The 24,300-nt window shown below is 68.0% G+C and carries 20 protein-coding genes and 1 pseudogene; 20 read left to right on the top strand and 1 reads right to left on the bottom strand.

The window, feature by feature from the left end; all coding sequences use genetic code 11:
- Nucleotides 1-116 precede the first annotated feature (116 nt).
- The gene (locus IPJ17_20835; GenBank protein QQR73882.1) at nucleotides 117-1,526 is read right to left on the bottom strand and encodes an O-antigen ligase family protein; all 1,410 of its coding nucleotides are present in this window, start codon (nucleotides 1,524-1,526) and stop codon (nucleotides 117-119) included.
- Nucleotides 1,527-1,580: 54 nt separating this feature from the next.
- Here IPJ17_20835 and IPJ17_20830 point away from each other — a divergent pair, with 54 nt between their 5' ends.
- The 20 genes and pseudogenes from IPJ17_20830 (at nucleotide 1,581) to IPJ17_20735 (ending at nucleotide 23,728) form a co-directional block, all read left to right on the top strand.
- Nucleotides 1,581-2,867, top strand: coding sequence for a hypothetical protein (locus IPJ17_20830; protein QQR73881.1), 1,287 nt, complete (start codon nucleotides 1,581-1,583; stop codon nucleotides 2,865-2,867).
- A gap of 40 nt (nucleotides 2,868-2,907) precedes the next feature.
- Nucleotides 2,908-3,756, top strand: coding sequence for a polysaccharide biosynthesis/export family protein (locus IPJ17_20825; protein ID QQR73880.1), 849 nt, complete (start codon nucleotides 2,908-2,910; stop codon nucleotides 3,754-3,756).
- Nucleotides 3,753-6,170, top strand: a complete 2,418-nt coding sequence (locus tag IPJ17_20820; protein QQR73879.1) for a polysaccharide biosynthesis tyrosine autokinase — start codon at nucleotides 3,753-3,755, stop codon at nucleotides 6,168-6,170. The genes IPJ17_20825 and IPJ17_20820 overlap by 4 nt, the downstream gene beginning before the upstream one ends.
- Nucleotides 6,167-6,904, top strand: coding sequence for a hypothetical protein (locus IPJ17_20815; protein ID QQR73878.1), 738 nt, complete (start codon nucleotides 6,167-6,169; stop codon nucleotides 6,902-6,904). Before IPJ17_20820 ends, IPJ17_20815 begins: the two co-directional genes overlap by 4 nt.
- Nucleotides 6,905-6,915: 11 nt before the next feature.
- Entirely contained in the window at nucleotides 6,916-8,472 is a 1,557-nt protein-coding gene (locus IPJ17_20810; protein QQR73877.1) for a tetratricopeptide repeat protein, read from the top strand.
- Between the two features lie 100 nt (nucleotides 8,473-8,572).
- Nucleotides 8,573-9,439: a hypothetical protein gene (locus tag IPJ17_20805; GenBank protein ID QQR73876.1), complete on the top strand. Its 867-nt coding sequence runs from the start codon at nucleotides 8,573-8,575 to the stop codon at nucleotides 9,437-9,439.
- Nucleotides 9,440-9,525: 86 nt separating this feature from the next.
- On the top strand, nucleotides 9,526-10,104 hold the full coding sequence (locus IPJ17_20800) for a UpxY family transcription antiterminator (GenBank protein ID QQR73875.1): 579 nt from the start codon (nucleotides 9,526-9,528) through the stop codon (nucleotides 10,102-10,104).
- 176 nt (nucleotides 10,105-10,280) lie between these two features.
- The gene (locus IPJ17_20795; protein QQR73874.1) at nucleotides 10,281-11,597 is read left to right on the top strand and encodes a nucleotide sugar dehydrogenase; all 1,317 of its coding nucleotides are present in this window, start codon (nucleotides 10,281-10,283) and stop codon (nucleotides 11,595-11,597) included.
- 149 nt (nucleotides 11,598-11,746) lie between these two features.
- Nucleotides 11,747-12,809: pseudogene (locus tag IPJ17_20790) on the top strand (IS110 family transposase).
- Nucleotides 12,810-13,126: 317 nt separating this feature from the next.
- On the top strand, nucleotides 13,127-14,107 hold the full coding sequence (locus tag IPJ17_20785) for an NAD-dependent epimerase/dehydratase family protein (GenBank protein QQR73873.1): 981 nt from the start codon (nucleotides 13,127-13,129) through the stop codon (nucleotides 14,105-14,107).
- 78 nt (nucleotides 14,108-14,185) lie between these two features.
- Complete coding sequence (locus IPJ17_20780) at nucleotides 14,186-14,578, top strand: capsular biosynthesis protein (GenBank protein ID QQR73872.1); 393 nt, start codon at nucleotides 14,186-14,188, stop codon at nucleotides 14,576-14,578.
- On the top strand, nucleotides 14,578-15,636 hold the full coding sequence (locus IPJ17_20775; protein ID QQR73871.1) for an N-acetylneuraminate synthase family protein: 1,059 nt from the start codon (nucleotides 14,578-14,580) through the stop codon (nucleotides 15,634-15,636). The genes IPJ17_20780 and IPJ17_20775 overlap by 1 nt, the downstream gene beginning before the upstream one ends.
- Nucleotides 15,563-16,792 (top strand): UDP-N-acetylglucosamine 2-epimerase (hydrolyzing), encoded by a 1,230-nt coding sequence (neuC, locus tag IPJ17_20770; protein ID QQR73870.1) that lies wholly within the window; start codon nucleotides 15,563-15,565, stop codon nucleotides 16,790-16,792. The genes IPJ17_20775 and neuC overlap by 74 nt, the downstream gene beginning before the upstream one ends.
- Entirely contained in the window at nucleotides 16,779-17,759 is a 981-nt protein-coding gene (locus IPJ17_20765; protein ID QQR73869.1) for a hypothetical protein, read from the top strand. Before neuC ends, IPJ17_20765 begins: the two co-directional genes overlap by 14 nt.
- Nucleotides 17,756-18,451: an acylneuraminate cytidylyltransferase family protein gene (locus IPJ17_20760; protein QQR73868.1), complete on the top strand. Its 696-nt coding sequence runs from the start codon at nucleotides 17,756-17,758 to the stop codon at nucleotides 18,449-18,451. Before IPJ17_20765 ends, IPJ17_20760 begins: the two co-directional genes overlap by 4 nt.
- The gene (locus IPJ17_20755; protein ID QQR73867.1) at nucleotides 18,448-19,470 is read left to right on the top strand and encodes a Gfo/Idh/MocA family oxidoreductase; all 1,023 of its coding nucleotides are present in this window, start codon (nucleotides 18,448-18,450) and stop codon (nucleotides 19,468-19,470) included. Before IPJ17_20760 ends, IPJ17_20755 begins: the two co-directional genes overlap by 4 nt.
- Nucleotides 19,452-20,417: a Gfo/Idh/MocA family oxidoreductase gene (locus tag IPJ17_20750; protein QQR73866.1), complete on the top strand. Its 966-nt coding sequence runs from the start codon at nucleotides 19,452-19,454 to the stop codon at nucleotides 20,415-20,417. The genes IPJ17_20755 and IPJ17_20750 overlap by 19 nt, the downstream gene beginning before the upstream one ends.
- 8 nt (nucleotides 20,418-20,425) lie before the next feature.
- Complete coding sequence (locus tag IPJ17_20745; protein QQR73865.1) at nucleotides 20,426-21,169, top strand: SGNH/GDSL hydrolase family protein; 744 nt, start codon at nucleotides 20,426-20,428, stop codon at nucleotides 21,167-21,169.
- Entirely contained in the window at nucleotides 21,166-22,635 is a 1,470-nt protein-coding gene (locus IPJ17_20740; protein QQR73864.1) for an oligosaccharide flippase family protein, read from the top strand. Before IPJ17_20745 ends, IPJ17_20740 begins: the two co-directional genes overlap by 4 nt.
- Before the next feature lie 193 nt (nucleotides 22,636-22,828).
- Complete coding sequence (locus IPJ17_20735) at nucleotides 22,829-23,728, top strand: GSCFA domain-containing protein (protein ID QQR73863.1); 900 nt, start codon at nucleotides 22,829-22,831, stop codon at nucleotides 23,726-23,728.
- Nucleotides 23,729-24,300: the final 572 nt, after the last annotated feature.

The raw sequence follows: 24,300 nt of genomic DNA, 5'->3' as shown, positions 1-24,300 counted from the left end.
CGAAGGACGCCGGCCCCCGAGGCCGGCATCCGTACCGCGATCGCGCTCGGGCGGATGGACGACGCGACCCGCCGGCCGCGGCGAAGCCAGGTGCGTCCGAGGAAGATGCTCGTCGGCTATCCCTGATCTTGGGGCTCTTCGACCGTTCGCCTGGGGATGTCTCCCGCCCGCGCCCCGGCGGCGGCACCGACGACGATCGCCAGCGTCGCCGCGTTGGCGGGCATCGTCAGGCCGAAATCGAGCAGCGAGTGGAACGCCACGGCGGCGAGCGCGCCGAGGGCGGCGATGGCGGCGGCGCGGTCCTCGCTGCGGTGCCCCTGGCGGAGGACGACGACCAGCCGCCGGACGAGCGGGATCAATCCGCCGAGGAATGCCGCCAAGCCCAGCGCGCCGGTCGTCAGCGCGAGCTCGAGCCAGTCGTTGTGCAGATGTCCCCAGACGAGACCGTCGCGTGGCTGGACGGCGGCGAAGACGTCGGCGAAGGCGCCGAGCCCCGTCCCGAGCGCCGGGTAGGCGGCCCACAGCGAGGCTGCGGCGAGATCGGCCTCGAGCCGCACGTTCAGCGTGAGCTCGTAGGCCGAGGTGCCGAGCCAGCGCCCGAAGGCCTGTTCGAAGCCGAGCGTCGCCGCCGCGGCGATGCCGACGCCGAGCAGCGCCGCGCCGACCATCACCCAACGTCGCCGGCCGTGCCGCCGAAACGTCAACAGCCCCTGCAGCAGCGTGGCGCCGACCGCCGCGGCGAGGCCGGCACGCGAAGCCGTGAAGGTCAGGCCGGCGAAGAGCAGCGCCCAGACGGCGAGTGGCGGCGCCAGGCGTAACAGGCGCCGCTCGACCGTCGGCTCGTCGCGAGACCGTCGCAGCGTCCAGTAGGTCCAGGCGAACGCGACGGCGAGGGCGATCTCGAGGTAGAGCGCGAGATGGTCGGCGTTGACGAAGGTGCCGCGCAGCCGTGCCGTGGTGTTGGGCACCTCGACGCCCCAGATGCTGGTCGACGAGGCGAACCAGCCCTGAGCACCGTAGAGGACCTCGAAAACGGCGGCGGCGAGCAGCGTGGCGAGCAGCAGGCGCCGATGGCGACGCTCGTCGCCGACCAGGGTGGCGGCCGCCAGCAGGGCCGCGCAGGAGATCCACCCGAGGGCGGTCCGGCGGGACGTCGCCGGATCGAAGGAGAGCGGGACGAGCGTCGCCGGCTCGGTGCTCCCGAGCACCGCCCGGCTCGGCTCGACCGTCGCGAGATGCTGCGGCGAGATCGCGTGCACCAGGCCGCGCGGCCAGGAGATCGACTGCACGAGCCCCAGGAGGGCCACGGCGACGAGCGCCGCGGCGCCCCAGCCGGAGCGGCGAACTGGCGCCAGCGAGGCGGCGCGGCTGGCGGCGAGGGCGAGGGCGAGAAAGCCGCCGATCTCCAGTGCGGCCGCTGCCCGCGGTGTGATGCTGGCGAACGGCAGCGGTGCCCAGAGGAGCAACGCGCCGAGGGCGAGCGCCGGGATGCGGTGCCGGGCGTCGGCAAGGGCCTGTCGTATCATCGCGCCATCGATCGGACGTGGGTAGCGAGTGGCGCGCGCGCCGCGGGAGGAAGCATGAAGAGCCGGATCGGGATCACGGGCGCCATGGTGCTCGCGTCATTGGCGGTCGCTCCGCCGTTGCTCGCGCAATACAGTGCCTATACGACTCCTGGAAGTCTTTCCCAGTTGCCGGAGGACCGCAAGGCGGGCGTCGCCCAGGCTGCCGAGAAGGCTCGCTGGCGCCTGGGACCGTTCCGCATCGAGCCGTGGATCGGCGTGCGTGACATGGCCTGGGTCGACGACGGGCAGCTCGATGCCGAGGGTCGACCGCTCGACGCCGACCTCACCACCACGGTGGGGGCCGGGGCGCGTGCCTACGTGCGCAACGGCTCGCGAGTGACCTGGGCCTTCCACTTCCTTCCCGAGTACGTCTACTGGCAGAAGCGCGACGCCCAGCGGCGGGCGCTCGGACGCTACGGCGCCGGGATCTTCGCCGACTTCAACCGCCTCGGCATCGAGATCACCGCGAGCCGGCGAGACGACGAGGGCATCGCCCTCGCCGAGTCGTTCGCTCGCATCCCGACGCGGTCCGACGAAGCGCTGGTGGGGCTCGAGCTCAAGCTCACCGGGGCGCTCTCGCTCTATGCCGGCGGGCGAGAGTCTCGCGTGCGCTCGCTCGGCGACGAGAACGGCGATGTCCGGCTGGGGGCGCTCGACCGGGACGAGAACGCCCTGCGGGGCGGCCTGCGCTTCCGCTTCCGCTCCGGGCTGATGCTCGGCGCCGGCTACGAGAAGACCGAGTCGACGTCGCAGGACTCCACCTTCGCGACCTCGAACACCGGCGACGCCGTCTACGTCGAGGCGAGCCGCACGCGGGGGGGCTACGCCATCTCCGCCCAGGTTGCCCGCCGCCAGCTCGAGCCGAGCGCCGGCTCGAGCTTCCAGGCGACGGAGGACGACTTCGGGAGGATCCAGCTGCAGCTCCGACCGGAGGCGAAGATCTCGCCCGTGCTCTATGCCTCGCGCGACCTGCTGGTGGCGGTCGACGCGTCGAGCCGCGACATCGTCGAGGACCGGCGCGGCGCGAGCCTGGTGGTCCGTCTCGGCTGGCGGACGTCGCTCACCCTCTTCGGCGAGCAGGGCGAGCAGGAGTACCGCTCGGCCCTGCCGGGCCTGACCGTGCGCCGGGACGACCTCACCGCCTACGGGGCCGAGCTGAGGATGGAGCTCGGTCGCGGCTTCACGCTGCGCGCCGGCTACGGCGAGTCGCGATACGACTCGAACATCCCCGAGCTCGACCGCGACACGACGGTGCTGCGCGTCGGTCTCGACCTCGGCGTCGGCGCCTCGGGCTGGTACTGAACCGGCGCGGCGCGCGCGCTGCCACTATAATCGCCGGCAGATGAGCCGTTTCTCGTTCACTGCGCTGGCGGTGTCGGCGTTGCTGTCGCTCGCCGGTCCTGCCGCGTCGCAGACCCCGCTCACCTCGACGGCGTCGTACCGGATCGGTCCGAAGGACCTGCTCGACATCAAGGTCTTCGAAGTCGCCGAGCTCAACGTCGAGCGCCGCGTCGCCGAGGACGGCTCGGTAAACCTGCCCCTGATCGGCGACGTGCCGGCCCAGGGCCTGACCGACAGCGAGTTCGCGCGGCGGCTCAAGGACCTGCTCGAAGCCAAGTACGTCCAGCGTGCCTCGGTGGCCGTCCAGGTGCGCGAGTTCCGCTCGCGACCGATCGTCGTCCTCGGCGCGGTGAAGAGCCCCGGCAACCTCGCCTTCTCCGGCCGCTGGACCCTGCTCGAAGCGCTCTCTGCCGCCGGCGGGCTCTCGGGGGAGCACGGCGACCTGATCTACATCCTGCGCCGTGCCGACAACGGCCTCACCGATCAGGTCGCGGTGCGCGTCAGCGACCTGCTGGTCAAGGCCGATCCCAAGGCGAACCTGCCGATCTTCGCCAACGACCTGATCAACGTCCCCGGGGTGACGACGGTCACCGTCTTCTTCCTCGGGGAGGTGACGACCCGCGGCGCGATCGCCTTCCGCAGCGACGAGCGAATCACCCTTCTCGCCGGCGTGGCCCGGGCCGGCGGTCTCTCGGACCGGGCCTCGAGCGACATCGCCATCAAGCGCAAGGGCTCCGAAGGCGGCCAGATCGAGATCAAGGCCAACTTCAAGCGGATCCTCGCCGGCAAGGAAACCGATCCCGAGCTCCTCGAGGGGGATGTCGTCGTCGTCAAGGAGTCCTTCTTTTGAACCAACCGGTTCCACCGCTCTCCCCGGCCCAGGGCAGCCTGCCGCTCGCTTCGCCGCCGCCGATGGCGCCGTTCGACCCGTCGCGCGAGCTCGGCGCGCCGGAGCCCGAGATCCACCTCGCCGACTACCTGCGCATCGTCCAGGAGCGCTGGCGTCTCATCGCCCTGCTCACTGCCATCTGCGCCCTGCTCGGCTTCGTCTCCTATCTGGTCACCCCGAAGCTCTACAGCGGCACGACGACGATCCTCATCGAACGCCGGCTCTCCGTGCCGGTCAAGAACGCCGCCGAGGGTGCCTGGGAGAACTACTACAACATCGAGTTCTATCCGACCCAGTACAAGCTGCTGCAGAGCCGCGGTCTCGCCGAGCGGGTGGTGCAGAATCTGCGGCTCGACCAGGACCCGCTGTTCAATCCGGGACGCGCGGCGCTCGCCGCCACCGCCGCCGGCTCGGCCGCGGCCGACGAGGCGGCGCTCGGCGCGCTCGCCGGGCGCGTCCTCGGGGGACTGGCGGTCAATCCGGTCCGCAACACCCAGATGGTCGACATCACCTTCGTCTCGACGTCGCCGGAGCTGGCGGCACGGGTGGCCAACGGCGTCGCCGAGACCTACATCGACTGGGGCATCGAGACGCGCTCGGCGCTCGCCGGCAAGGCCTCGGTCTTCTACGGCTCGCAGGTCGAGGCGATCAAGCAGGAGATCCAGGACAAGGAGAACCAGCTCGTCGCCTACAGCCGGCGCAACGACATCGTCACGCTCGACTCCGGCGGCAACGTGGTGCTCTCGCGGCTCGAGTCGCTCAACCAGGACCTCGCCAAGGCGGCGTCGGAGCGGATCGGCAAAGGGGCACGCCTCGCCGAGCTCCAGGCGGCGACCGAAGAGAGCGCCGCCGAGATCCTCGACGACACCTTCGTCGTCCAGCTGCGCACCGAGCTGATCTCGATGGAGCGCGACTACTCGACGCGGCTCAACACCTACAAGCCCGAGTGGCCCGCGATGGTCGAGCTCAAGACCAAGATCGAGACCGCGCGGCGGAACCTCAAACAAGCCGCTCGCGATGCGCTGGAGAAGGCGCGCGAATCGGCGCGCGCCGACTACCAGACGGCGCAACGCCGCGAAGGCTCGCTCACCGCCGAGATCAATCAGCTCAAGGCCGAGAACCGCACGATCAACTCGGCGGCGATCGAGTACAACAACCTCAAGGTGGAGATCTCGACGCGCCGCGCCCTGCTCGACGACCTGCTGCGGCAACAGTCCTCGACCGACGTCACCTCGCGCTTGCAGGCCACCCGCGAGTCGAACGTCCGGGTCGTGGACCGCGCGCTGGTGCCGGGCGGACCGTTCCGTCCGTCGCTGCGGCGCAACCTCTCGCTCGGCGGCGGCGTCGGTCTGCTGCTCGGCCTGGGGCTCGCCTTCCTCCTCCACTACATGGACCGCACGGTCAAGACGAGCGAGCAGGTGGAGCGCGAGCTCGGGATCCCCGTGCTCGCCGTGGTGCCGGACATCGCCTCGGCCACCCGGAGCTACGGTTACGGTCTGCTGGGTCGGTACGGTGGCGCCTACGGCTACGGCTACGGCTACGGGACCTACGGCTACGGGGCGACGAAGGGCGGCGGCAAACGCCGTCCGATCGCCACGCGGACGGGCAAGCAAGCGAAGTCCGGCGACGAGGACACCCGCATCGAGCTGGTGCCGCACCTGCGTCCCCGACTCCCGGTCTCGGAGGCCTATCGGGCGCTCCGCACGGCGCTGCTGCTCTCCTCGGCCCGGGAGCTGCGCGTCGTGGTGGTGACCTCGGCCGTTCCCGGAGAGGGCAAGACCTCGACCGCCGCCAACCTCGCGGTGGTGCTGTCGCAGCTCGGCAAGCAGGTGTTGCTGGTGGACGGCGACCTGCGCAAGCCGCGCTTGCACGAGGTGTTCAAGGCGTCGAACCGGTCGGGGCTGGTCAACATCCTCACCGGCAGCGCCGAGCCCGAGAAGACGATCTTCCGCACCGAGATTCCGAACCTCTACTTCACCCCGTCCGGTCCGACGCCGCCGAACCCCTCCGAGCTCCTCTCCTCGGAGCGGATGCGGGACTTCGTCAACCTCGTGCGCTCGCGCTTCGACATCGTGCTGATCGACTCGGCGCCGGTGCTCGCCGTCACCGACTCGACGCTGCTCGGGTCGATGTCGGACGGCGTCGTGCTCTGCCTCTGTGTCGGCTACGTCCTGCGCCAGGATGCTCGCGCCTGCCGCGACCGCCTCGGGATGGCCGACGTGCGGATCCTCGGTGCGGTGCTCAACCGCTTCCGCATCGGCGCCGGGACCTCTCGCGGCGGCTATTCGAGCTACCAGGCGTACGCCGCCGCCGGCTACGGTGACGAAGAGGCCGTTCGAGGCGGCCGGAAGTCGGGCACCGAGGCGGCACTTTGATCGACCTCCACGGTCACTACCTGCCGGGGCTCGACGACGGAGCCGCCGATCTTTCCATTGCCGTGGCGATGTGCCGGATGGCCGTCGCCGACGGCTGCGAGGCGATCGTCGCCACGCCGCATCTGCGCCGCGACGAGTGGCCCGGGGTGACGAGCGAGCGCATCGCGAGGGCGGTCGAGACTCTCCAGGCGGCGGTCGGCTCGTCGTTGCGCGTGCTGGCCGGCGCCGAGGTGCGGGTCGACTCCGATCTGCTCGACGACCTGGAACGCCAGGGAGCGATCGTCCCCCTCGCCGGTTCGCGCTACCTCCTGCTCGAGCTCGATCCGTGGGGGATCGGTCCGGAGCCGGTCGAGCTGGTCCAGGAGCTGGCCCTCGCCGGGTGGCGCCCGATCGTCGCCCACCCGGAGGTGACGCCGTTCCTGATCCGCGAACCGCAGCTCCTCGAGCGGATCGTCGAGGCCGGAGGGCACCTGCAGATCACCGCGGCGAGCGTCACCGGGGAGTACGGGCGCGGTCCCCGCGACCAGGCGCACGCCCTCCTCGATGCCGATCTCGTCCACTTCGTGGCGAGCGACACGCACGCGCCCGACTTCCGGCCGCCGGGGCTGCGCCGTGCCCACGACGAGATCGTCCGGACCTGGGGCGAGGCCCTGGCGCGCCGCCTCTTCGTCGAACACCCGCGATCGGTGCTCGAAGACCGGCCGATCGCTTCGGCCCAAGGGGGCGTCCGATGATCGCCGGCCGGATGTCCGCGCTCGTTCTCGTCGGGGGGCTCGCCGCGGCGCCTCTCGTCGCCCAGCAGCCCGCCGACCCGTTCTACCTGAACCTCCTGCGCGACGGCCAGCACGAGCTCGAGCGCGGTGACCCTCGGGCGGCGGCGCGCGATCTGCGCCTGGCCTGTTTCGGTTTGCTCGACCTGCCGCCGCAGCTCGGTGCCTGTCTGGTTCATCTCGGCCTCGCCCAGGCGGCGCTCGACGATCGCGAGGCGTTCCGCGGGACCTTCACCCGTCTGCTCGAAGTCGAGGAGCGCTTCGAGGGCTATGCCAAGGCCACCCTCTCCGAGGCGGTCCGCTCGAGCTTCGAGGATCGCGTCGCCGCCTGGATCGAGCCGTCCCTGCTCGAGAGCGCGCCGCGCTTCTCCCGCGTCGCCGAGAAGCGGGCCGCCACCGAGCTGGCGAAGCTGCCGGAGCGCGAGCGCCTGCGTGAGCTCGAGCGCCGGGCCGCCGCCGATCCCGGAGACGCCCGCGCGAGGTTGCAACTGGCCGAGCTCGAGCTGGCTCGGGGGCGCGGCGAGCGCGCCGTCGACCGTCTCGCCGGCCTCGCCGACCAGGTCGACGGCGGGCGGGTCGGCTGCCTGCGCGGAGAGGCGCTGGCGCTCGCCGACCGTTGCCCGGAGGCGCTGGCGGCCTTTGCCCAGTGCCCCGACCTGTCGCCGGCAGCCCGCCCGGCTGCGCGCCGGCTGCGCTGCCTGATCGAGACGTCGCGGCTTGACGATGCCGCCGCGTTCCTCGATCACCTCGCACCTGCTGCCTCCGGCAGCGCCGAGGTGGCCGGGCTGCGTCGCGACCTCGAGCGCCGGCGGGCCGCGGCCGGCAGAAGCACTGTCCCGACCCCGGCCTCGCCGCCGAAAGTGATGGCCACCGCCACCCCCGTGCCGCCCCCGGCGACCGAGCCGGGCTCGCGCGAGTCCCAGCGGCTGACGGTCCAGTCGGCGGCGAAACCTGCCCAGGCGGCTGGCACTCCGGCCGGCACGAACGTCGCCGCCCCGTCGAGCGCGCCGCCGACCCAGCGACAGCCCACCCTCGCGGCGCCAACCCCGGCGCCGACGCCGGCCCCGACAAGGATGCCAGCCCCGACGAGGACGCCGGCCCCGACGCCGACGCCGGTCCCGATGCCGCCGCCGGCCCCTGCCTCGCCCGGGGTGGCGACGCCGGCGCCGGCGGATGTCGAAGCGCTCCAGGCCTACCGCGCGGCCTTCCGGGCCGCGACGCGGATCGGCGAGCTGGAAGGACTGCTGCGGCAGGTCGTTCCGCTGGCCGAGCGCTTGCCGTCCTACGGGCCGGCTCAGGAGCTGGCGGGGGAGGTGGCGTATCGCGCTTCGCGCTGGCAGGACGCCGTGACCTACCTCGAACGCGCCGGCCCGAGCCCCGACCGGCGGCCCGAGCTCGTGTTCTATCTCGCCGTCTCGCGTTTCGAGTCCGGCGATGTCGCCGGCGCCCGCGACACGCTGCGGCCGGCGCTCGCGCGACTCGCTCGCAGCCCGTTCGTCGATGGCTATGTGAAGAAGATTCTCGGCGAATGAGCCCCCGAAGAGGGCGCGCGATGAAGTCGTCCGGGCCGCTCCTTGACGCTGATCGCCGCAGCGGACTAGTCTGTACACACTGTTGGATCAGGAGGTTGCCATGCGCAGGACCCTGAGTCTCGGAGCTCTCGTGTTGGCCGCGATCGCGTGGCCAGCGACCGCCCAGAGCTCGAAGATCACGGTAGGGGAATTGCCCTGTCTGCCGCTCGATGGCAACGGCGTGGTCACCGCGACGGTGACGCCCGACCTCGGCAGCCTGAGTGTCCGTCTCTATTTCCGTCGTCTGAGCATCGAAGTCGAGGACTTCTACTACATCGAGATGCGGCCCGGTGGGAACGGCTCCTACTGGAGCCCCTTCCCGGATCCCGAAGACCAGCCGGCGACGAAGAAGTCGCTCAAGAACGCCAGCGAGGAAGAGTGGGCGAAGTGGTGGAAGGCCAAGGAGGCCTCCGATCACCGTGACCCGAACGACGACCTCAACAAGCAGACGATTCGCGAGCGCGCCTCGCTCGGCAAGATCGAGAAGCGAGCCTGGATGACCCGCCAGCAGGATGCGGACCTCCAGCGGTGGCTCGACCGCCTGAAGAACGAGCCGGCCGAGTACTACGTCGCCGTCTACGACACCAGCGGACGCCTCCTCGACAAGTCCGAGATGCGGGTGGTCGAGGTCAAGAAGGACAACTGCCCGGTCTCCCTGACGCCGCAGCAGGAGGGCTACGCCCAGAACCTGGTGGTCGGCGAGACGCGAGACTGGCAGGCCGGCAAGAGCGTGTTCCACTGGGAGTGCGACGGCATCGTCACGCGGATCGACCCGCAGGGTGTGATGCGCCCGGACGACGCGTGTCGTGCCTGTGTCATCGCCTGGTGGGCGAATCCGAAGGTGATCGTCCCCGCTGCGATGGGGACGCTCACGCTCGTGGCGATCACCACCGACAATCCGCAGCCCGCGTCGCCGTCGGCCCCGTAGAGCCGGCTTCCGTCGTTGATTCGGCCCCGGTCCGTCCGGCGCGAGCCGCGGGCCCGGATCGCAGAGCGAGTCGTCGAGCCGTGCCATTGCTGAAGCGAGAGCCCGACCTCTTTCCCGGCGATCTCTTCCTCGTCCGCGACGGCCGCCTCCCGTGGTGGGTGGCCCACGTCCGCAGCCGCCAGGAAAAGGGGCTTGCTCGCCACCTGCTCGAACGCCAGGCGCCGTTCTACCTGCCGCTTGCCGAAAAGCACGTGCAGCGTCACGGGCGGGAGCGTGTCTCGTTTCTGCCGCTGTTCCCCGGCTATGTCTTCTTCCGTGGCAGCGCCGAAGAGCGGCTTGCCGCGCTGCGCAGCCAGCTCGTCGTGCGCACCCTCGACGTGCGCGACCAGGACCTGCTCCACGCCGAGCTCGAGCGGATCTGGCGCCTCCAGCAGGCCGGTGAACGGCTGGTTCCTCATCCCTATCTCGGGCCCGGCGACGAGGTCGACGTCGTCGACGGGCCGCTCAAGGGATTTTCCGGCGTCGTGCTCCGCGAAGCGGGGCAGACGCGACTCGTGGTCTCGGTCACCCTCCTGCGCCGCTCGGTCGCGGCTGTCGTCGAGCGCGATGCCATCGCGCCCGGCATCGGTAGTGGAGCCGGGACGATCCATCGCGTCGCGGGCTGAGGCCCGCGACGAGCCGACTCGGCCCCCTGGCGGTGTTCTCCGGACACCGAAGGGGGCGGAGCCCGTCAGGCCAACATGCCCCCCGGTCGTCCCGGGCAGGGCCGAGGGACTCGGGCGGAAAGGTAGCTGCAGGGAGCTGCGCACCCCGACCCCCTGATTTCGAAAGAAGAGCGTCCATGCCAACCCATCCTTTCCTCGAAAAGCTCGCCGCCCACCAGACCAAGGTCGGCATCCTCGGCCTCGGCTACGTCGGTCTGCCGCTCGCCCTCGTCTTCGGCGAGGGCGGCTACGACGTGCTCGGCTTCGACGTCGATCCCGCGAAGGTCGCCGCGCTTTCCCGCGGCGAGTGCTACATCCGCCATCTGGAGGCGGCGCGCTTCGCCGCGCTCGGCGCCGCCGGCAAGTTCTCGGCGACCACCGACTTCGCGCGCCTCGCCGAAGCCGATGCGCTGTTGATCTGCGTGCCGACGCCGCTGACGCCCCAGCGCGAGCCCGACCTGAGCTATGTCGTCAAGACCGCCGAGCAGATCGCCGCGACGCTGCGTCCGGGGCAACTCGTCATCCTCGAGTCGACCACCTACCCCGGCACCACCGACGAGGTGGTGCGCGGCATCCTCGATCGCACCGGGCTCGTCGCCGGTCGCGACTACTTCCTCGCCTTCTCCCCGGAGCGCGAGGACCCGGGCAACCCCAAGTACGGCACCGCGAACATTCCGAAGGTGGTGGGGGGCGTCGACGCGCTCTCGGGCGACCTCGCCGAGGCGCTGTACGGTGCCGTGTTGCCGCGGGTCGTGCGCGTCAGCACGTCGCGCGCCGCCGAGGCGACGAAGCTCGTCGAGAACATCTTCCGCGCCGTCAACATCGCCCTGGTCAACGAGCTGAAGATCGTCTACGACCGGATGGGCATCGACGTCTGGGAGGTGCTCGACGCCGCCGCCACCAAGCCGTTCGGCTTCATGCGCTTCTCGCCGGGCCCCGGACTGGGAGGGCACTGCATCCCGCTCGATCCCTTCTACCTCTCGTGGAAGGCCCGCGAGTTCGGGGTGGTCCCGAAGTTCATCGAGCTCGCCGGCGAGGTCAACACCGGGATGCCGGAGTACGTCGTCGCCAAGCTCGCCAGCGGGCTCAACCGGCAGGGCAAGCCGGTGAAGGGAAGCCGAGTCCTCGTCCTCGGGCTCGCCTACAAGAAAGACATCGACGATCCGCGCGAGAGCCCGGCCTTCGAGGTGATCGAGAAGCTCCTGCACCTCGAGGCGGTGGTGAGCTACCACGACCCGCACATCCCGGTGGCGCCGAAGATGCGCTCCTGGCCCGATCTGCCCGAGATGCGTTCGATCGCGCTCGATGCCGCGACGCTCGCGGCGCAGGATGCGGTGATGATCGTCACCGACCATGGCGCCGTCGACTACGATCTCGTGGCGACGCACGCGGCCCTGGTCGTCGACACGCGGGGTGTCTACCGCACCCCCCGGGCGAACGTGGTGAAGGCCTGATGCCTCAGCCGACGCGACCCCCCGCCCGAGCCCTCTCCCCGCGGTCATCCCAAGCCAGAGCGAGATTGGAATGAGAAGGCCAACCCCCCTGTCGCAGTACCTTTACGGTCTGCAGAGTGACGGGCTGGGGCCCAGAAAGGAGGTTGGCCGTGAAGAAGAATAGCAAGCGCGAGGGAGGGTGGACGGCGGGACTGGACGTGGGGGACCGCTGGACGCAGGTGGTGGTGCTCGACCGGGTGAGTGGGGAGCAGGCAGGGCAGGAGCGGATCGGGAGCTCGGAGGCCGCGTTGCGAGCCTGGTCGGCGCGCTGGGGCCCGATGCAGGTGGTGCTGGAGACGGGAGCGCAGTCGCCGTGGATGAGCCGGCTGCTGTCGAGTCTGGGACACGAGGTGATCGTGGCGGATTCGCGTCAGCTGCCGCTGATCGGCAAGAGCCGGAAGAAGACGGACGTGCTGGACGCCGAGACACTGGCGCGCTTGGCGCGTGTCGAGCCGAAGCTGCTGCATCCGGTGCGGCATCGAAGCGAAGCCGCTCAGCGAGAGCTCGAGGTGATGCGGGCGCGGGATGTCCTGGTGCGGATGCGCACGATGGCGGTCAATCACGTGCGCGGCGCGGTCAAGGCGATTGGAGGACGTCTGCCCAAGTGTTCGACGGAGGCCTTCCCTACACGTGCCGTGTCGGCCTTGCCGGAGAGCCTGCGGCCCTCGCTGCTGAGGATTCTCGAAACGGTGATGGAGCTGACGGAGCGGATCAAGGGCTTCGACCGTGAGGTCGAGGAGCCTCGGCCGTCGTCATCCCGAGACCGAGCGCTTGCGTCAGGTCCCGGGCGTGGGCGTCGTCACGGCGGTCAGCTACGTGCTGACGATCGAAACCCCCGAGCGCTTCCGCCGCAGTCGAGAGGTCGGGGCCTACCTGGGACTGGTCCCCGGCGTCCGGGACTCGGGCGAGAGCCAGCCCCAGCTGCGGATCACCAAGCAAGGTGACCCCTTCCTGCGCAAGCTGCTCGTCCAAGCGGCCCAGTACATCCTGGGTCCCCTCGCACCCGACAGCGATCTGCGGCGATTTGGCGAAGCGCTGTCGAAACGCGGCGGCAAAGCGGCGAAGAAACGGGCGATCGTCGCCATCGCCCGCAAGCTCGCCGTCCTCCTGCATCGGCTCTGGGTGAGCGGCGAACCCTACGAGGCTCTGCGCACCGCCGCCGGGACTGCATGAAACGGCAACGACATCTCGGGTAGGAGAGGAGTCGACGACTTTGGGCCAGGGTCCGACCCGGGTCCGGGTGACTGCGACAGGTCCCTAGGCCTCGCAGGCCGCGAGTGAGATGGCAGCACCCGGCTCCGATCGGACACCAAAAGGCACCGAGCCCCACGCGGGCTCCTCGAGAGTGCGGATGGAAGCGTGGCACCGGACCCTCGCCCAAGACCTCGAGCGCGGCCGACAAGTCGGCCGATTGACACCACATGGCCTTCTCATGGAAGGGACCTGGGGGCAGGGCGGCACCGAGTCCCCGGGCCCACGAGCTCCTCTCCATGCCCATCCCTGACCTGACCGACGTCCCCGTCCTCGTCACCGGCGGTGCCGGCTTCATCGGTTCGCACCTCGTCGACGCCCTCGTCGAGCGCGGTGCCCGGGTCCGCGTGCTCGACAACTTCTCGACCGGGCGGCGGGCCAACCTCGCCCGCGCGCGCGAGCGCATCGAGCTCCTGAACGCCGACCTCCGCGACCTTGCCGTCTGCCGGCAGGCCTGCGAGGGCGTGGCCTTCGTCTTCCATCAGGCCGCACTCGGTTCGGTCCCGCGCTCGATGGAGGATCCGGCGACCACGATCGCCGTCAACGTCACCGGCACCGCCAATCTCTTCGCCGCGGCTCGCGAAGCCGGCGTTCGCCGCCTCGTCTACGCCTCCTCCTCGAGCGTCTACGGCGACAGCGAACGCCTCCCGAAGCGCGAGGGCGAAGAGGGCCGGCCGCTCTCTCCCTACGCCTTCTCGAAGGTGGCGGGTGAACAGCTCGCAGCGACGTTCGATCGCTGCTTCGGCTTCGAGAGCGTCGGGCTGCGCTACTTCAACGTCTACGGTCCGCGCCAGGATCCACTCGGTGCCTATGCCGCGGTGATCCCGCGCTTCGCCGCCGCCTGTCTCGCCGGCGAGGCGCCGGTCATTTACGGAGACGGCGGGCAGACGCGTGACTTCACCTTTGTCGCCGACGTGATCGTGGCCAACCTCCTGGCGGCGGGGGCGCCCGCCGCGGCGAGCGGTCGCGCCTTCAACATCGGGGCCGGGTCGCGGACGTCCTTGCTCGACCTGGCGCGCGCTGTCGGCGCTGCCGCAGGCCGAGCGTTCGCGCCTCGCCACGAGCCGGCCCGGGCCGGCGACGTGCGCGACTCGCTCGCCGACCTCACGGTGGCGGCGGCGATCCTCGGATTCCGTGCCGCCGTCGACCTGCAGCAAGGCCTGCGCGACACGGTGGCGGCGTTCGCTGCACCTGCCGAAGGCGGTGCGACTCGTGATTGAGCACCTGAGCGAGAATCCCTTGCCCCCCGTTCGCCTCGCTCCTCCCCGACCGGGCGCGGCGGCGCGCCTGGAGGTCCCATGAGAATCTGCGTCGACCTCGACGGCGTCGTCTGCCAGCTCCGTCGCCCGGGGCAGCTCTACGCCGATCTCGAGCCGGTGCCTGGAGCGGTGGAGAAGCTCCGCGCCCTGCGCGCCGCCGGTCACTACGTCATCCTCCACACCGGCCGTCACATGAAGAGCTGCGACGGCAACGTCGCCAAGGTCCTCGCACGGCAGGGGGCCGTCACCTTCGACTGGCTGCGACGCCACGGCGTCGAGTACGACGAGATCCTCTTCGGCAAGCCCTGGGCCGACGTCTACCTCGACGACAACGCCGTGCGCTTCACCGGCTGGGAGGAGATCGGCGACGACGGGGAGGGGTTGCCGGCAAGCCGCGAGTCTGCGACCGCGGCGCGGAAGGAGACGACGTGATGAGCGACGCGACAGTCCCCTCCTTCGAGATCGCCGGCCGCCCGGTAGGCGGCGGCGCGGCGCCGCTCGTCATCGCCGAAGTCGCGCAGGCGCATGACGGTAGCCTCGGCAGCGCCCACGCCTTCGTCGACGCGGTCGCCCGCTCCGGTGCCGACGCCATCAAGTTCCAGGTCCACATCGCCGCCGAAGAGAGCACGTTGCGCGAGCCGTGGCGCGTCCGCTTCAGCTGGCAGGACGCAACGCGCTTCGACTACTGGAAGCGGATGGAGTTCAGCGAGGAGCAGTGGGCCGGCCTGGCCGCCCACGCCCGCGAGGCCAAGCTGATCTTCCTCGCGTCGCCCTTCTCGCTCGCCGCCTGCGAGTTGCTGGAACGCCTCGCCGTCCCGGCCTGGAAGATCGGTTCGGGAGAGGTCGGCAACACGCCGATGCTCGAGTGGGTGGCGAAGACCGGCAAGCCGGTGCTGCTGTCGAGTGGCCTCTCGAGCTGGCGCGAGCTCGACAGCGCCGTCGAGTTGCTCCGCCGGCACGGCTCACCCTTCGCCGTCTTCCAGTGCACCACCGCCTACCCGTGCCCGCCAGAGAAGGTCGGTCTCAACGTCCTTGCCGAGCTCGCGGCGCGCTACGAGTGCCCGGTCGGCCTCTCCGACCACTCGGCAACCATCTTCGCCGGCCTTGGCGCGGTGGCGCTGGGCGCCGATCTGCTCGAGGTGCACGTCGCCTTCTCGCGCGAGGCCTTCGGGCCCGACACGAGCTCCTCGCTCACTCCGGCGGAGCTCGCCGAGCTCGTCGCCGGGGCGAGCTTCCTGCACCGGGAGCGAAGCAGCCCGGTCGAGAAGGACCGATCGGCGAGCGAGCTCGCCGACCTCGGTCGCATCTTCGGCAAGAGCCTCGTCGCGGCTCGCGACCTGGCCGTCGGACACCTCTTGGCCGAGGGCGATCTCGGGCTCAAGAAGCCGGGAACCGGCCTGCCGCCGGCCCGCCGGGATGAGTTGGTCGGGAGACGACTGCGCCGCGCGCTCCTGGCGGACGAAGCGATTTCGGAGGAAGACGTTGAGTGACTCTCGCCGCAAGGTCTGCGTGGTGCTCGTCGACCGTGCCAACTACGGTCGCCTCAAGCCGGTGATGGCCGCGATCCAGCGCCACCCTGCCCTCGAGTTGCAGGTGCTCTGCGCCGGGACGATGGTCCTCGAGCGCTTCGACCAGCCGGTCGAGGGTGTGCGCCGCGACGGCTTCCCGGTCGACGGCGAGATCTTCATCGAGCTCGAGGGATCGCGTCCGGTGACCATGGCGAAGTCGGTCGGTTTCGCCACGATCGAGTTCGCCAGCGAGTTCCAGCGCCTGGCTCCCGATCTCGTGCTGCTGATCGGCGATCGCTACGAGGCGCTCGCCGCGGCGCTCGCCGCGGCCTACATGAATCTGACCATCGTCCACATGCAGGGCGGCGAGGTCTCGGGGTCGATCGACGAGAGTGCGCGGCACGCGATCTCCAAGCTCGCACAGTTCCACTTCCCTGCCACCGTTCGCTCGGCGGAGTATCTGGTGCGGATGGGAGAGCGTCCCGAGACGATTCTCGGCGTCGGCTGCCCGAGCGGTGACATCGCCCTCACGCTCGACCGCCATCTCGAGCCCGAGGTGCTCAATGGCCGGGGCTCCGGAGCGATGATCGACCCGGGGCGGCCATTTCTGCTCGTCGTGTTCCATCCGACGACGACGGAGTTCGGTGGCGAGCGCGCGCAGATGGACGAAGTGCTCGCCGCTCTTGGCGAGATTGCGATGCCGACCCTTCTCCTCTGGCCGAACATCGACGCGGGATCGGATCACATCAGCAAGGCGATCCGGGTCTATCGGGTGGTAAGAGGAGCTGACTGGCTTCGGACCCTCACCAATCTCAGCCCGGAGGAGTACCTTGCCGTGCTGGCCAGCACCGTGTGCGCTGTAGGGAACTCCTCGAGCTTCGTGCGAGATGCCAGCTTTCTTGGTACCCCGGTGGTCCTCGTGGGTAACCGGCAAGAGGGCCGAGAGACTGACGAGCACGTCTCGAGAGTCGCGACGGAGAGGGCAGCGATTCGAGATGCCATTACGGCCCAGTTGAGACACGGGGCTTACCCTCCAAGTCAGCTCTACGGCGACGGTCGGGTCGCGGAGCGGGTCGCAAGCCAGTTGGCGGCGCTACTCCCCTACCTCCAGAAGCGCCTGAGTTATGTCGATGAGTAGTGATTCGGCGAAGCCAAGGCTGCTGATCGCAGAGCCGGAGGGGTTCAGCGACAAGGCCCTTGCCATCCTACGGTCGGTCGCGAGCGTCAGGCTGAACTCCGTGACGAGAGGGGAGCTACGGGAGGCGCTATTGGATTACGACGGACTCTGGATCCGGTTGGGCCACCGAGTGGACGCCGAGGTCATCCCGGCCCACCCGCGCTGTAGGGTCCTGGCTGTCCCTGCCACAGGTCTCGATCACGTCGACTGCGGCCTCTGTGAGCAGATTGGAATCAAGGTCCTCAGCCTGAAGGGCGAGACGGAGTTCCTCAAGGGAGTACGGGCCACGGCCGAGCTTGCCGTGGCACTCGCTCTGACCCTGATGAGGCGGATTCCGGAAGCGGTGGATTCGGTCAAGGCTGGCACCTGGAATCGAGATCTGTTCCGCGGGCACGAGCTGTTTGGAAGGACTGCTGGGATCGTGGGGATGGGGCGCCTTGGATCGATCGTCGCGGGGTATCTGAGGGCCTTCGGCATGCGGGTGCTCGGATTCGATCCGCGGCCGGACTTTCCTGTGGAATTGGCGGAGAGAGTGGGTTCGATCACGGAGCTTCTCTCGGGCTCGGACCTGGTCACTCTCCACGTGTCCTACAGTCCGGCGACGCGCCACCTCCTCGGTCCGTCGGAAATGAGATCAATGAAGCCTGGCTCAGTGCTGGTCAACACCTCGCGGGGCGGGCTGGTCGACGAGAGCGCGCTGCTGAGTGCGTTGCGGGACGGGCGGCTTGCCGGCGCAGCTCTCGATGTGCTTGACGGGGAGCCCGACATCGGCCCGGACCACCCTCTGGTGGTGTGGTCGCGGATTCACGCGAACCTGTTGCTGGTGCCGCATCTCGGAGGAAACACGTTCGAGTCCTTGGAGAAGGCGGAGGTCTTCCTGGCGGGGAAGGTGGCGACTTTCCTGTCTGGGTCAGGACGGGGGCAATGAGGGTCCTGGGGATCGTCCCAGCGCGAGCCGGCTCGAAGCGGTTACCGGGAAAGAACACCCGGGATCTGGGTGGCAAGCCGTTGGTCGCATGGGCGATCGAGGCCGCCATGAGATCGACCTTGCTCACCCGGCTGAAGGTGTCGTCCGATGATGAGCGCGTCCTGAGTATCGCCGCAGGTTACTCCGAAGACCTCCCCTTGCGGCGCCCGGAGGCTCTCGCCGGGGACCGCTCGCCGGCTGTGGAGTACGTAAGGCACGCCCTGGAGTGCGTTGGAGGCGAGGGGGACGGACCCTACGACGCCGTCGCCATCGTCCAGGCAACGTCTCCGTTCACCACGTGCGAGGACATCGATGGGGCCGTCGGGCTGCTCGAGCGGACGGGGGCTGACTCCGCCGTGACTGTCGTCAAGGTCGATCACGCGGTACATCCGGTGAAGCTCAAGACGATGGAAGGTGACCGGTTGCTGCCGTTTCTGGAAGAGGAGGACGGCCGGATGGCAGCCTTTGAACTGCCAGAGCTCTTCGTCAGGAACTGCTCCGTCTACGCCACTCGGAGGCGCGTCATCGAGTCCGGCTCGATCCTGGGTCGGGACTGCCGTGGATACCTCATGCCGCGGCGAAGGTCTCTCGATATCAACGAAGAGGTGGACTTTCTGTTTGCGGAGTTCCTACTCGAACGAGGCAAGGCATGAGCATCACGGCAGCCGTGATAGGCCTGGGGCCGCACGGACGTAGAATCCTCGGCGCGCTGGGCGAGGAGGGCGCCACGGTCGTGGCAGTGGTCGACAGTCGGCATGAGGCGATCGCACAGGTCGCGCTCCCTGTCGGTTGCAGGCCGCTTCAGGACGCAGCGACACTCTGGTCCGAGCCCGGTCTCGATCTGGTTTGCATCGCGACCAATGGACCCTCGCACGCAGAGCTCGCCCTTGCCGCCATCGCCGCCGGAGTTCCACGCGTAATAATTGAGAAGCCGATGGCTTGCTCGGTGAGCGAGTGCGATCGGATTCTGGAGGCGGCCGCGAAAGCAGGCACGCGGATCGCCGTCAACCAGTCCCGCCGCCATGATCCCTTCTACCAGTGGCTACGGGATCAGGTCCGGTCCGGTCGGTGGGGCGATCTTCTCGCCCTGTGGATTCAGCGGCCAGGGATCGGTCTGGGATGCCTCGGAACCCACTCCTTCGACCTCGCGGCCTACCTGTTCGACTCGACGCCAAGGAAGGTCTCTGGCTGGGTGGATTCTCCCCGTGGTCGCAACCCGAGGGGTGACCAGTTCAGAGACCCCGGGGGCCTGGTGGTAATGGACTTTGGTGCGGAGCGTCGCGCGGTTGTGGCTCAGCTCGAAAGCGGTGCCGGGCCGATGTCCGTCGAGCTTGACCTCACGGGAGGCCGAGTCCGCATCGATGAGAAGCTGGACCGGATCGAGGTGATCACGCGGAGTACGGGCTCCGGCCCGACGCCGAGTACCATGCCGCCGCTCGTCGAAGAACCCTTGCCCTCGGGTCTTTCAGCAAGGACGGACATGAAGCGCATGCTGCGTGGACTCATCAGCGAGGTGCTGAGCGAGGGTGATCTCACCTGCGACGGGTCGCACGGTCGACTGGCTGTCGAGGTGCTCGCGGCGGCCTATCTGTCGAGTGAGCGAGGCAGTTCGCCAATGGAGCTTCCGCTGGCTGACCAAGAGGACCGGGACCAATGGCTCCCCGTGACGTGATCCGGCTCGCCCTGGTCGGATACGGCCGAATCGCCCCTCGGCATCTAGAAGTGTTCCGGGCACTTGGCGCTGAGTTCGTGGGAGTCTGCAATCGTAGCGAGGAAGGGCGTGAGCGCGCGATCCGCGAAGGCGGGATTCCGCGTGCCTACTCGTCCATTGCCGAGATGATCACGAAGGAGAAGCCCGACGGAGTTGTGGCTTGTCCATCGTTTCCGCAGTCCTACTCTGTGGCGCGTGAACTCCTGACCGCTGGCGTGCCCTTTCTCCTGGAGAAGCCCCCGGCGCTGTCACTCCTCGAGTTCGAGGACCTGTGCGCCCTTCAGCGACTGACCCGGACGCTTGTGATGGTGGCGTTCAATCGCAGGCACTACTCGGTCGTTAGGAAGGTTCAGGAGGAGATCGCAGGAGAAGTAGTCGATGCAGTGCTCGTACGGTGGAGCGAGAACCCTGAGGCGTTCCTCGCCAGAGGCTTCGCCGCCGAGGAGGTCGAGAAACTTGTCTTTGCGAACAGCACCCATGGACTGGACATGGCCACTCTATTCGCAGGGGAAGTGCGCGAACCCCAGGCGGTGGCGATGCGAGGAGTGAAGCCGATGACTTGGTCCATGGGCCTCTTGGCCAAGTCAGCAGCGGGGACCATTCTGTCGTTCACGTCCACGTGGGCGGCGCCGGGGCCATGGAGCGTGACAGTCTCGGTTTCGGGTAGAGCTTACGTCTTTGCTCCCCTGGAGACCTGCACGGTACTGGAGAAGGGCGGCAAAGAGCGCCGTGTCCTGCCGGATGACGATGACGTGAACTTCAAGCCGGGATTTCTCCATCAAGCCCAGAAGTTCCTGGAGTGTCTGAGAGCAGGCGAAGCCGCCCCCCACCTCGCTCTGAGCTCGGCTGGCCCCGCAATGCGTCTCGCTAGCGCTCTCTTTGGCAGCATGAACTGTGGGGAACGGTAGTGCCCCGAGTGGCCGCCCGCAGCTATCTGAGGGTTGTTGCGTTGGCAGACTCCCTCGCTCTTCCTCGGTCAGAGGGCGGTGAGAGGGTAGCTTGGGAAGAAACCTGGCCCAGCGAACTCCAGAGGCTGCTCGGGGAGGTCCGCCCAGGAGCGCAGGTCGTGAACTGCGGGCGGCGAGCGCGGACTGTGGACTCCCTCTTGGCCGAGGACTTCTTCGAGCATGTTGTCCTCACTGAGCCGAGCGATGTCGTGGTGCAGGTGGGAATCGTGGACTGCGCGCCACGGGTTCTGTCGCGCCGAGATCAGCGGGTCCTGAATAGCAGGTTGGTGCCGGAGCGCCTTCGGCGGTGGGTCATCGAACGCAGGCGGCGTGCACGGCGTGCTCTCGTCGCGCGGGACCCGCTTCGGAAGGTCTACACGCCGCCGCGAGAATTTGCGGAGCAGTTTTCCGAGTTCTTGAAAAGAACTGCTGAGCTAGAGACCTCACCTCGGCTGATCGTCGTTCCGATCCTCGGGCGCCGGGAAGTGCTCGACGCCAAGTCGCCCGGCTTCTCGAAGAATATCGACACCTACAATGAGGCTCTTCAAGCATGTTGTCAGCGGAGTGAGGCGGTGTGGCTGGGAGTCGATTCTATAGAGGGCGGCATCCCAGTAGAGACGGCATTCTGCTATGACGGCTACCACCTCACGAAAGAGGGCAACGGCAACCTCGCGAGGATCCTGGCGCAGACCCTCTTGGATCCGTGCAGATGAGGATTGCCGAAGTCCAAGAGACCTCGTCCAGTGCCTCCGGTGCCGCAGGTGGGTTAAGGCGGCTACTTCTCGGCACGCTCAACTATGGCGTTGGCAGCGTTGTTGCCCCTATTCTCGGTTTCTTCCTCATCCCGCTCTACACAAGGCTCCTCGACCCAAGAGACTTCGGCGTCGCGGACTTCTGCGTCACTCTAGCCACCGCCATCGGAGTCGTGGCGCGACTGGGAGCGCCGGGAGCCGTGGCGCGGTTCTACTTCGACCTGCGTGGCGGGCAGACATTCGACAGTTTTGTCGGCAGTGTCACGTGGTTTCTTCTGGTGGTGAGCGGTGCGATTGCTGCCCTGAGTGTCCTCGTTGGGCCACTCCTCGCACCGAGACTCATCCCGGACGTGCCCTTCTACCCGTATCTGCTCATCGTCCTGCTGGGAGTGCCGTTGACGATCCTGCCGGAGATGCAACGACGGGTACTCCAAGTGAGGGAGAAGGCGCAGGTTGCGGCATTCCTGAATGGTGCCAACGCGCTCACAGTGCTCTTCTTGACGCTCGCGTTCGTAGCCGTGGCGAGGTGGAAGGCGACGGGTCTGCTTCTCGCGGGAGCGGTGACTGCCCTTCTATTCAGCCTTGTCGCCGCATGGAACCTGCGGCGAGAACTCGCGGCCCCATTCCGACGGGACTTCGTTCGGCAGTCGCTGACCTTCGGACTGCCGTTAGTGCCTAATCACCTGAGCGGTTGGTTACTGCAGGCTGGGAACCGAGCCGTACTGGGAGTGCTTGTCTCTGCCGGGGCGTTGGGTGAGTACTCGGTCGCTTCGCGGTTCGTCCTCCCAGTCGTGCTCCTCGATAGCGCCTTTACGACTGCGTACGTTCCCATCTACTTCGACCACCGGGAGAGAGAGAAGGAAGGCAGCAAAGGTGCGCTTCAGCGCCTTGCCACACTGACGATTGTGGGCTTCCTGGCTCTTGGACTACTTGTGTTCAGCGTGATGCCTTTGGTCCTCCGGCTCGTCACTCCTGCGGAATACCATGGCGGAGCCGCCTTGATCCCCGTGATCGCTATTGGGGCAATCGCTGGCGGGATCTACCATGTCGTAGGCAACGAGGTCTTGTACCAGAAGCGTCCCCTAAGCCTTCTGCCCACTACCGTGACGGGCGGACTAGTGGCGCTTTCAGTGACGAGTCTCCTGGCCGGTAGGTTCGGGGCGCTCGGCGCTGCACTCGGTTACGCGGCGGGAATGGTCGCGACGGCTGCGATCGGGGCTGCCGTGAACAACCGGCTCTACAAGTTTGGGTTGCCAATGGCGAGGCTGATCAGCTCGGGGATCTTCGTCTTGACTTGCGCGGTCGTAGCGTCAGCGTCACAGAGGGCCTCAGTCGAGGCAAGCTCGGCGATTGCAATTCTCCTGGTCGTCGCAGGTGCGGCCTTCCTATGGGTCCTGTTTCGCCGGGAACTGACGGCGAGAAACTAGGAGGCGGGTCATCGATGGCATTGCCGCGCCCTTGCAGGAGCAAGTTGAGACTGCTGAAGCCCACGGGGAGTGCTAGATGGTAGAAGTTACCGGTAAATTGGGAAGCTGGGAAGTTCCGACGGCTCATATGTGGAAGGACCGTGGTGTCGAGCTGCGGATGCAAGGGCGTCCGATGGTCGGGAAGCAAACGAGGGTGGCGACCATCGGCAGCTGCTTTGCGGCCGAACTGGTCGCAGGGATGAAGAGAAGAGGACTCGCAGGACAGATGCACCCAGGGGGTCTCTTCTACACGAGTCGGTCGATCAGGCAGGAGTTCGAGAGGATCTTCGTTGGGCAGAGCGTGGAGGAGCCCCTATGGCAGGTCCGAGGCGGGTGGGTTCACCCGTTTCAGGAACCAGGTCGGAGTGCTCCAAGCCAAGACCAGTTGCTTGCGGCGTGTGCCGAGGTCGATGCGGAGGCAGACTCTCTCTTCCGCAGCGCTGAAGTGGTGGTCGTTACACTTGGCCTCATTGAAGCATGGGTGAGCCCATTTTCTGGGTGGTTCTACCGGCAACTTCCGCACCCGGACGTGTTCTCGGATCTCAAGCCGGTCTTCACGCGGCTAACAGTCACCGAGATTCGAGAAGACCTCGAACGAATCTGGAGCTTGTTAGGAACAGGGGTTTCACGATCCCTTGTGATTACGGTGTCTCCGGTTCCGCTCCACGTCACCTTCACCTCAAGCGATGTCCGTACTGCCAACATGGAGTCTAAGTGCCGCCTTCGCGCTGCAGTGTCGGAGTTCGTTGAGGAACACCCCGAGGTCGTCTACTTCCCTTCCTTTGAGCTAGCCATGACCGCTGAACGTTTGAGCGACTTCATGAAAGAGGATGGCAGACACCTTCACCAGCGTGCCGTCGACTATATTGTGGCGACATTCCTGCGTAACTACGGCAGCACTGGGATGGAGCTTCCTGTTCTCGATCTTTCTTGGTTGGCAGGTCCCGAAAAGACGGCGGCGCGAGTTGAGCGGCGGCGCGGACTGATGGATCTCATCAGGAGGGGTTTCTCTGCGGTCGCTGGCGGCAAGCGCCGGGGCTCTCTCGGACCGTGAGCGGTGGCATGAGTGAACCGCATCACGGCGGTCGGTCGAGTCTCGAGCGGGACGCGCCTCGAGCTATGGCGCTTCGCTTTGCGGCTGCCGAAACAGACGAGCTGGCGAGTCGTGCAGAGGCATCTGGGCGATGGATGCTCGTGCGGAATCCGTTTGGGCTTCCCCTGCCGCGAATAGCTCGCAATCTGATCGCCGTGAGATTCGCCGATAGGTGGGCGGGGGACGACGGAGGTCTGCCAGTCTTAACGAAGCGTCGGCTTGCGCTTCTCGTAGCGAGGGCGGCAAGTGATCTCCGTTCGCGATTGGGAGCGCTCTCACCTCCGAAGGCCGAGCTCCGGCTGGGGGCGGGTTCAAGCCGGCTCTGCGTGCTTCTCGTGGCACGTGAACCATGCCACTTCCACCAACTTGTCCCTGTCGTCGAGAAGCTGAGGGAGAAGGTTGTCGAACTGGAGCCTTGGTGGGTGCTCTTCTCGAGACACCACAAGACCGCTATCCCGCCGTCTGCGGGGAAGACTGTCGAAGCGGAGGAGTTTCGTCCTTCTGCACGTGAGCTGGCATTCCTGCGCCGTGAG

The sequence above is a fragment of the Holophagales bacterium genome, assembly GCA_016699405.1.
In the GTDB taxonomy this organism is placed as follows: domain Bacteria; phylum Acidobacteriota; class Thermoanaerobaculia; order Multivoradales; family JAGPDF01; genus JAAYLR01.
Note: the sequence above shows the minus strand (reverse complement) of the source record. Positions and strands in the feature narration are given on the sequence as shown.

What these genes read in the sequence shown, in the direction of transcription:
- IPJ17_20825 (QQR73880.1), top strand. Translation starts at nt 2,908, where the DNA reads ATGAGCCGTTTCTCGTTCACTGCGCTGGCGGTGTCGGCGTTGCTGTCG.
- IPJ17_20775 (QQR73871.1), top strand. Translation starts at nt 14,578, where the DNA reads ATGAGCGACGCGACAGTCCCCTCCTTCGAGATCGCCGGCCGCCCGGTA.
- IPJ17_20755 (QQR73867.1), top strand. Translation starts at nt 18,448, where the DNA reads ATGAGCATCACGGCAGCCGTGATAGGCCTGGGGCCGCACGGACGTAGA.
- IPJ17_20830 (QQR73881.1), top strand. Translation starts at nt 1,581, where the DNA reads ATGAAGAGCCGGATCGGGATCACGGGCGCCATGGTGCTCGCGTCATTG.
- IPJ17_20805 (QQR73876.1), top strand. Translation starts at nt 8,573, where the DNA reads ATGCGCAGGACCCTGAGTCTCGGAGCTCTCGTGTTGGCCGCGATCGCG.
- IPJ17_20760 (QQR73868.1), top strand. Translation starts at nt 17,756, where the DNA reads ATGAGGGTCCTGGGGATCGTCCCAGCGCGAGCCGGCTCGAAGCGGTTA.
- IPJ17_20795 (QQR73874.1), top strand. Translation starts at nt 10,281, where the DNA reads ATGCCAACCCATCCTTTCCTCGAAAAGCTCGCCGCCCACCAGACCAAG.
- neuC (QQR73870.1), top strand. Translation starts at nt 15,563, where the DNA reads ATGAGTTGGTCGGGAGACGACTGCGCCGCGCGCTCCTGGCGGACGAAG.
- IPJ17_20765 (QQR73869.1), top strand. Translation starts at nt 16,779, where the DNA reads ATGTCGATGAGTAGTGATTCGGCGAAGCCAAGGCTGCTGATCGCAGAG.
- IPJ17_20810 (QQR73877.1), top strand. Translation starts at nt 6,916, where the DNA reads ATGTCCGCGCTCGTTCTCGTCGGGGGGCTCGCCGCGGCGCCTCTCGTC.
- IPJ17_20785 (QQR73873.1), top strand. Translation starts at nt 13,127, where the DNA reads ATGCCCATCCCTGACCTGACCGACGTCCCCGTCCTCGTCACCGGCGGT.
- IPJ17_20780 (QQR73872.1), top strand. Translation starts at nt 14,186, where the DNA reads ATGAGAATCTGCGTCGACCTCGACGGCGTCGTCTGCCAGCTCCGTCGC.
- IPJ17_20835 (QQR73882.1), bottom strand. Translation starts at nt 1,526, where the DNA reads ATGATACGACAGGCCCTTGCCGACGCCCGGCACCGCATCCCGGCGCTC.
- IPJ17_20740 (QQR73864.1), top strand. Translation starts at nt 21,166, where the DNA reads ATGAGGATTGCCGAAGTCCAAGAGACCTCGTCCAGTGCCTCCGGTGCC.
- IPJ17_20750 (QQR73866.1), top strand. Translation starts at nt 19,452, where the DNA reads ATGGCTCCCCGTGACGTGATCCGGCTCGCCCTGGTCGGATACGGCCGA.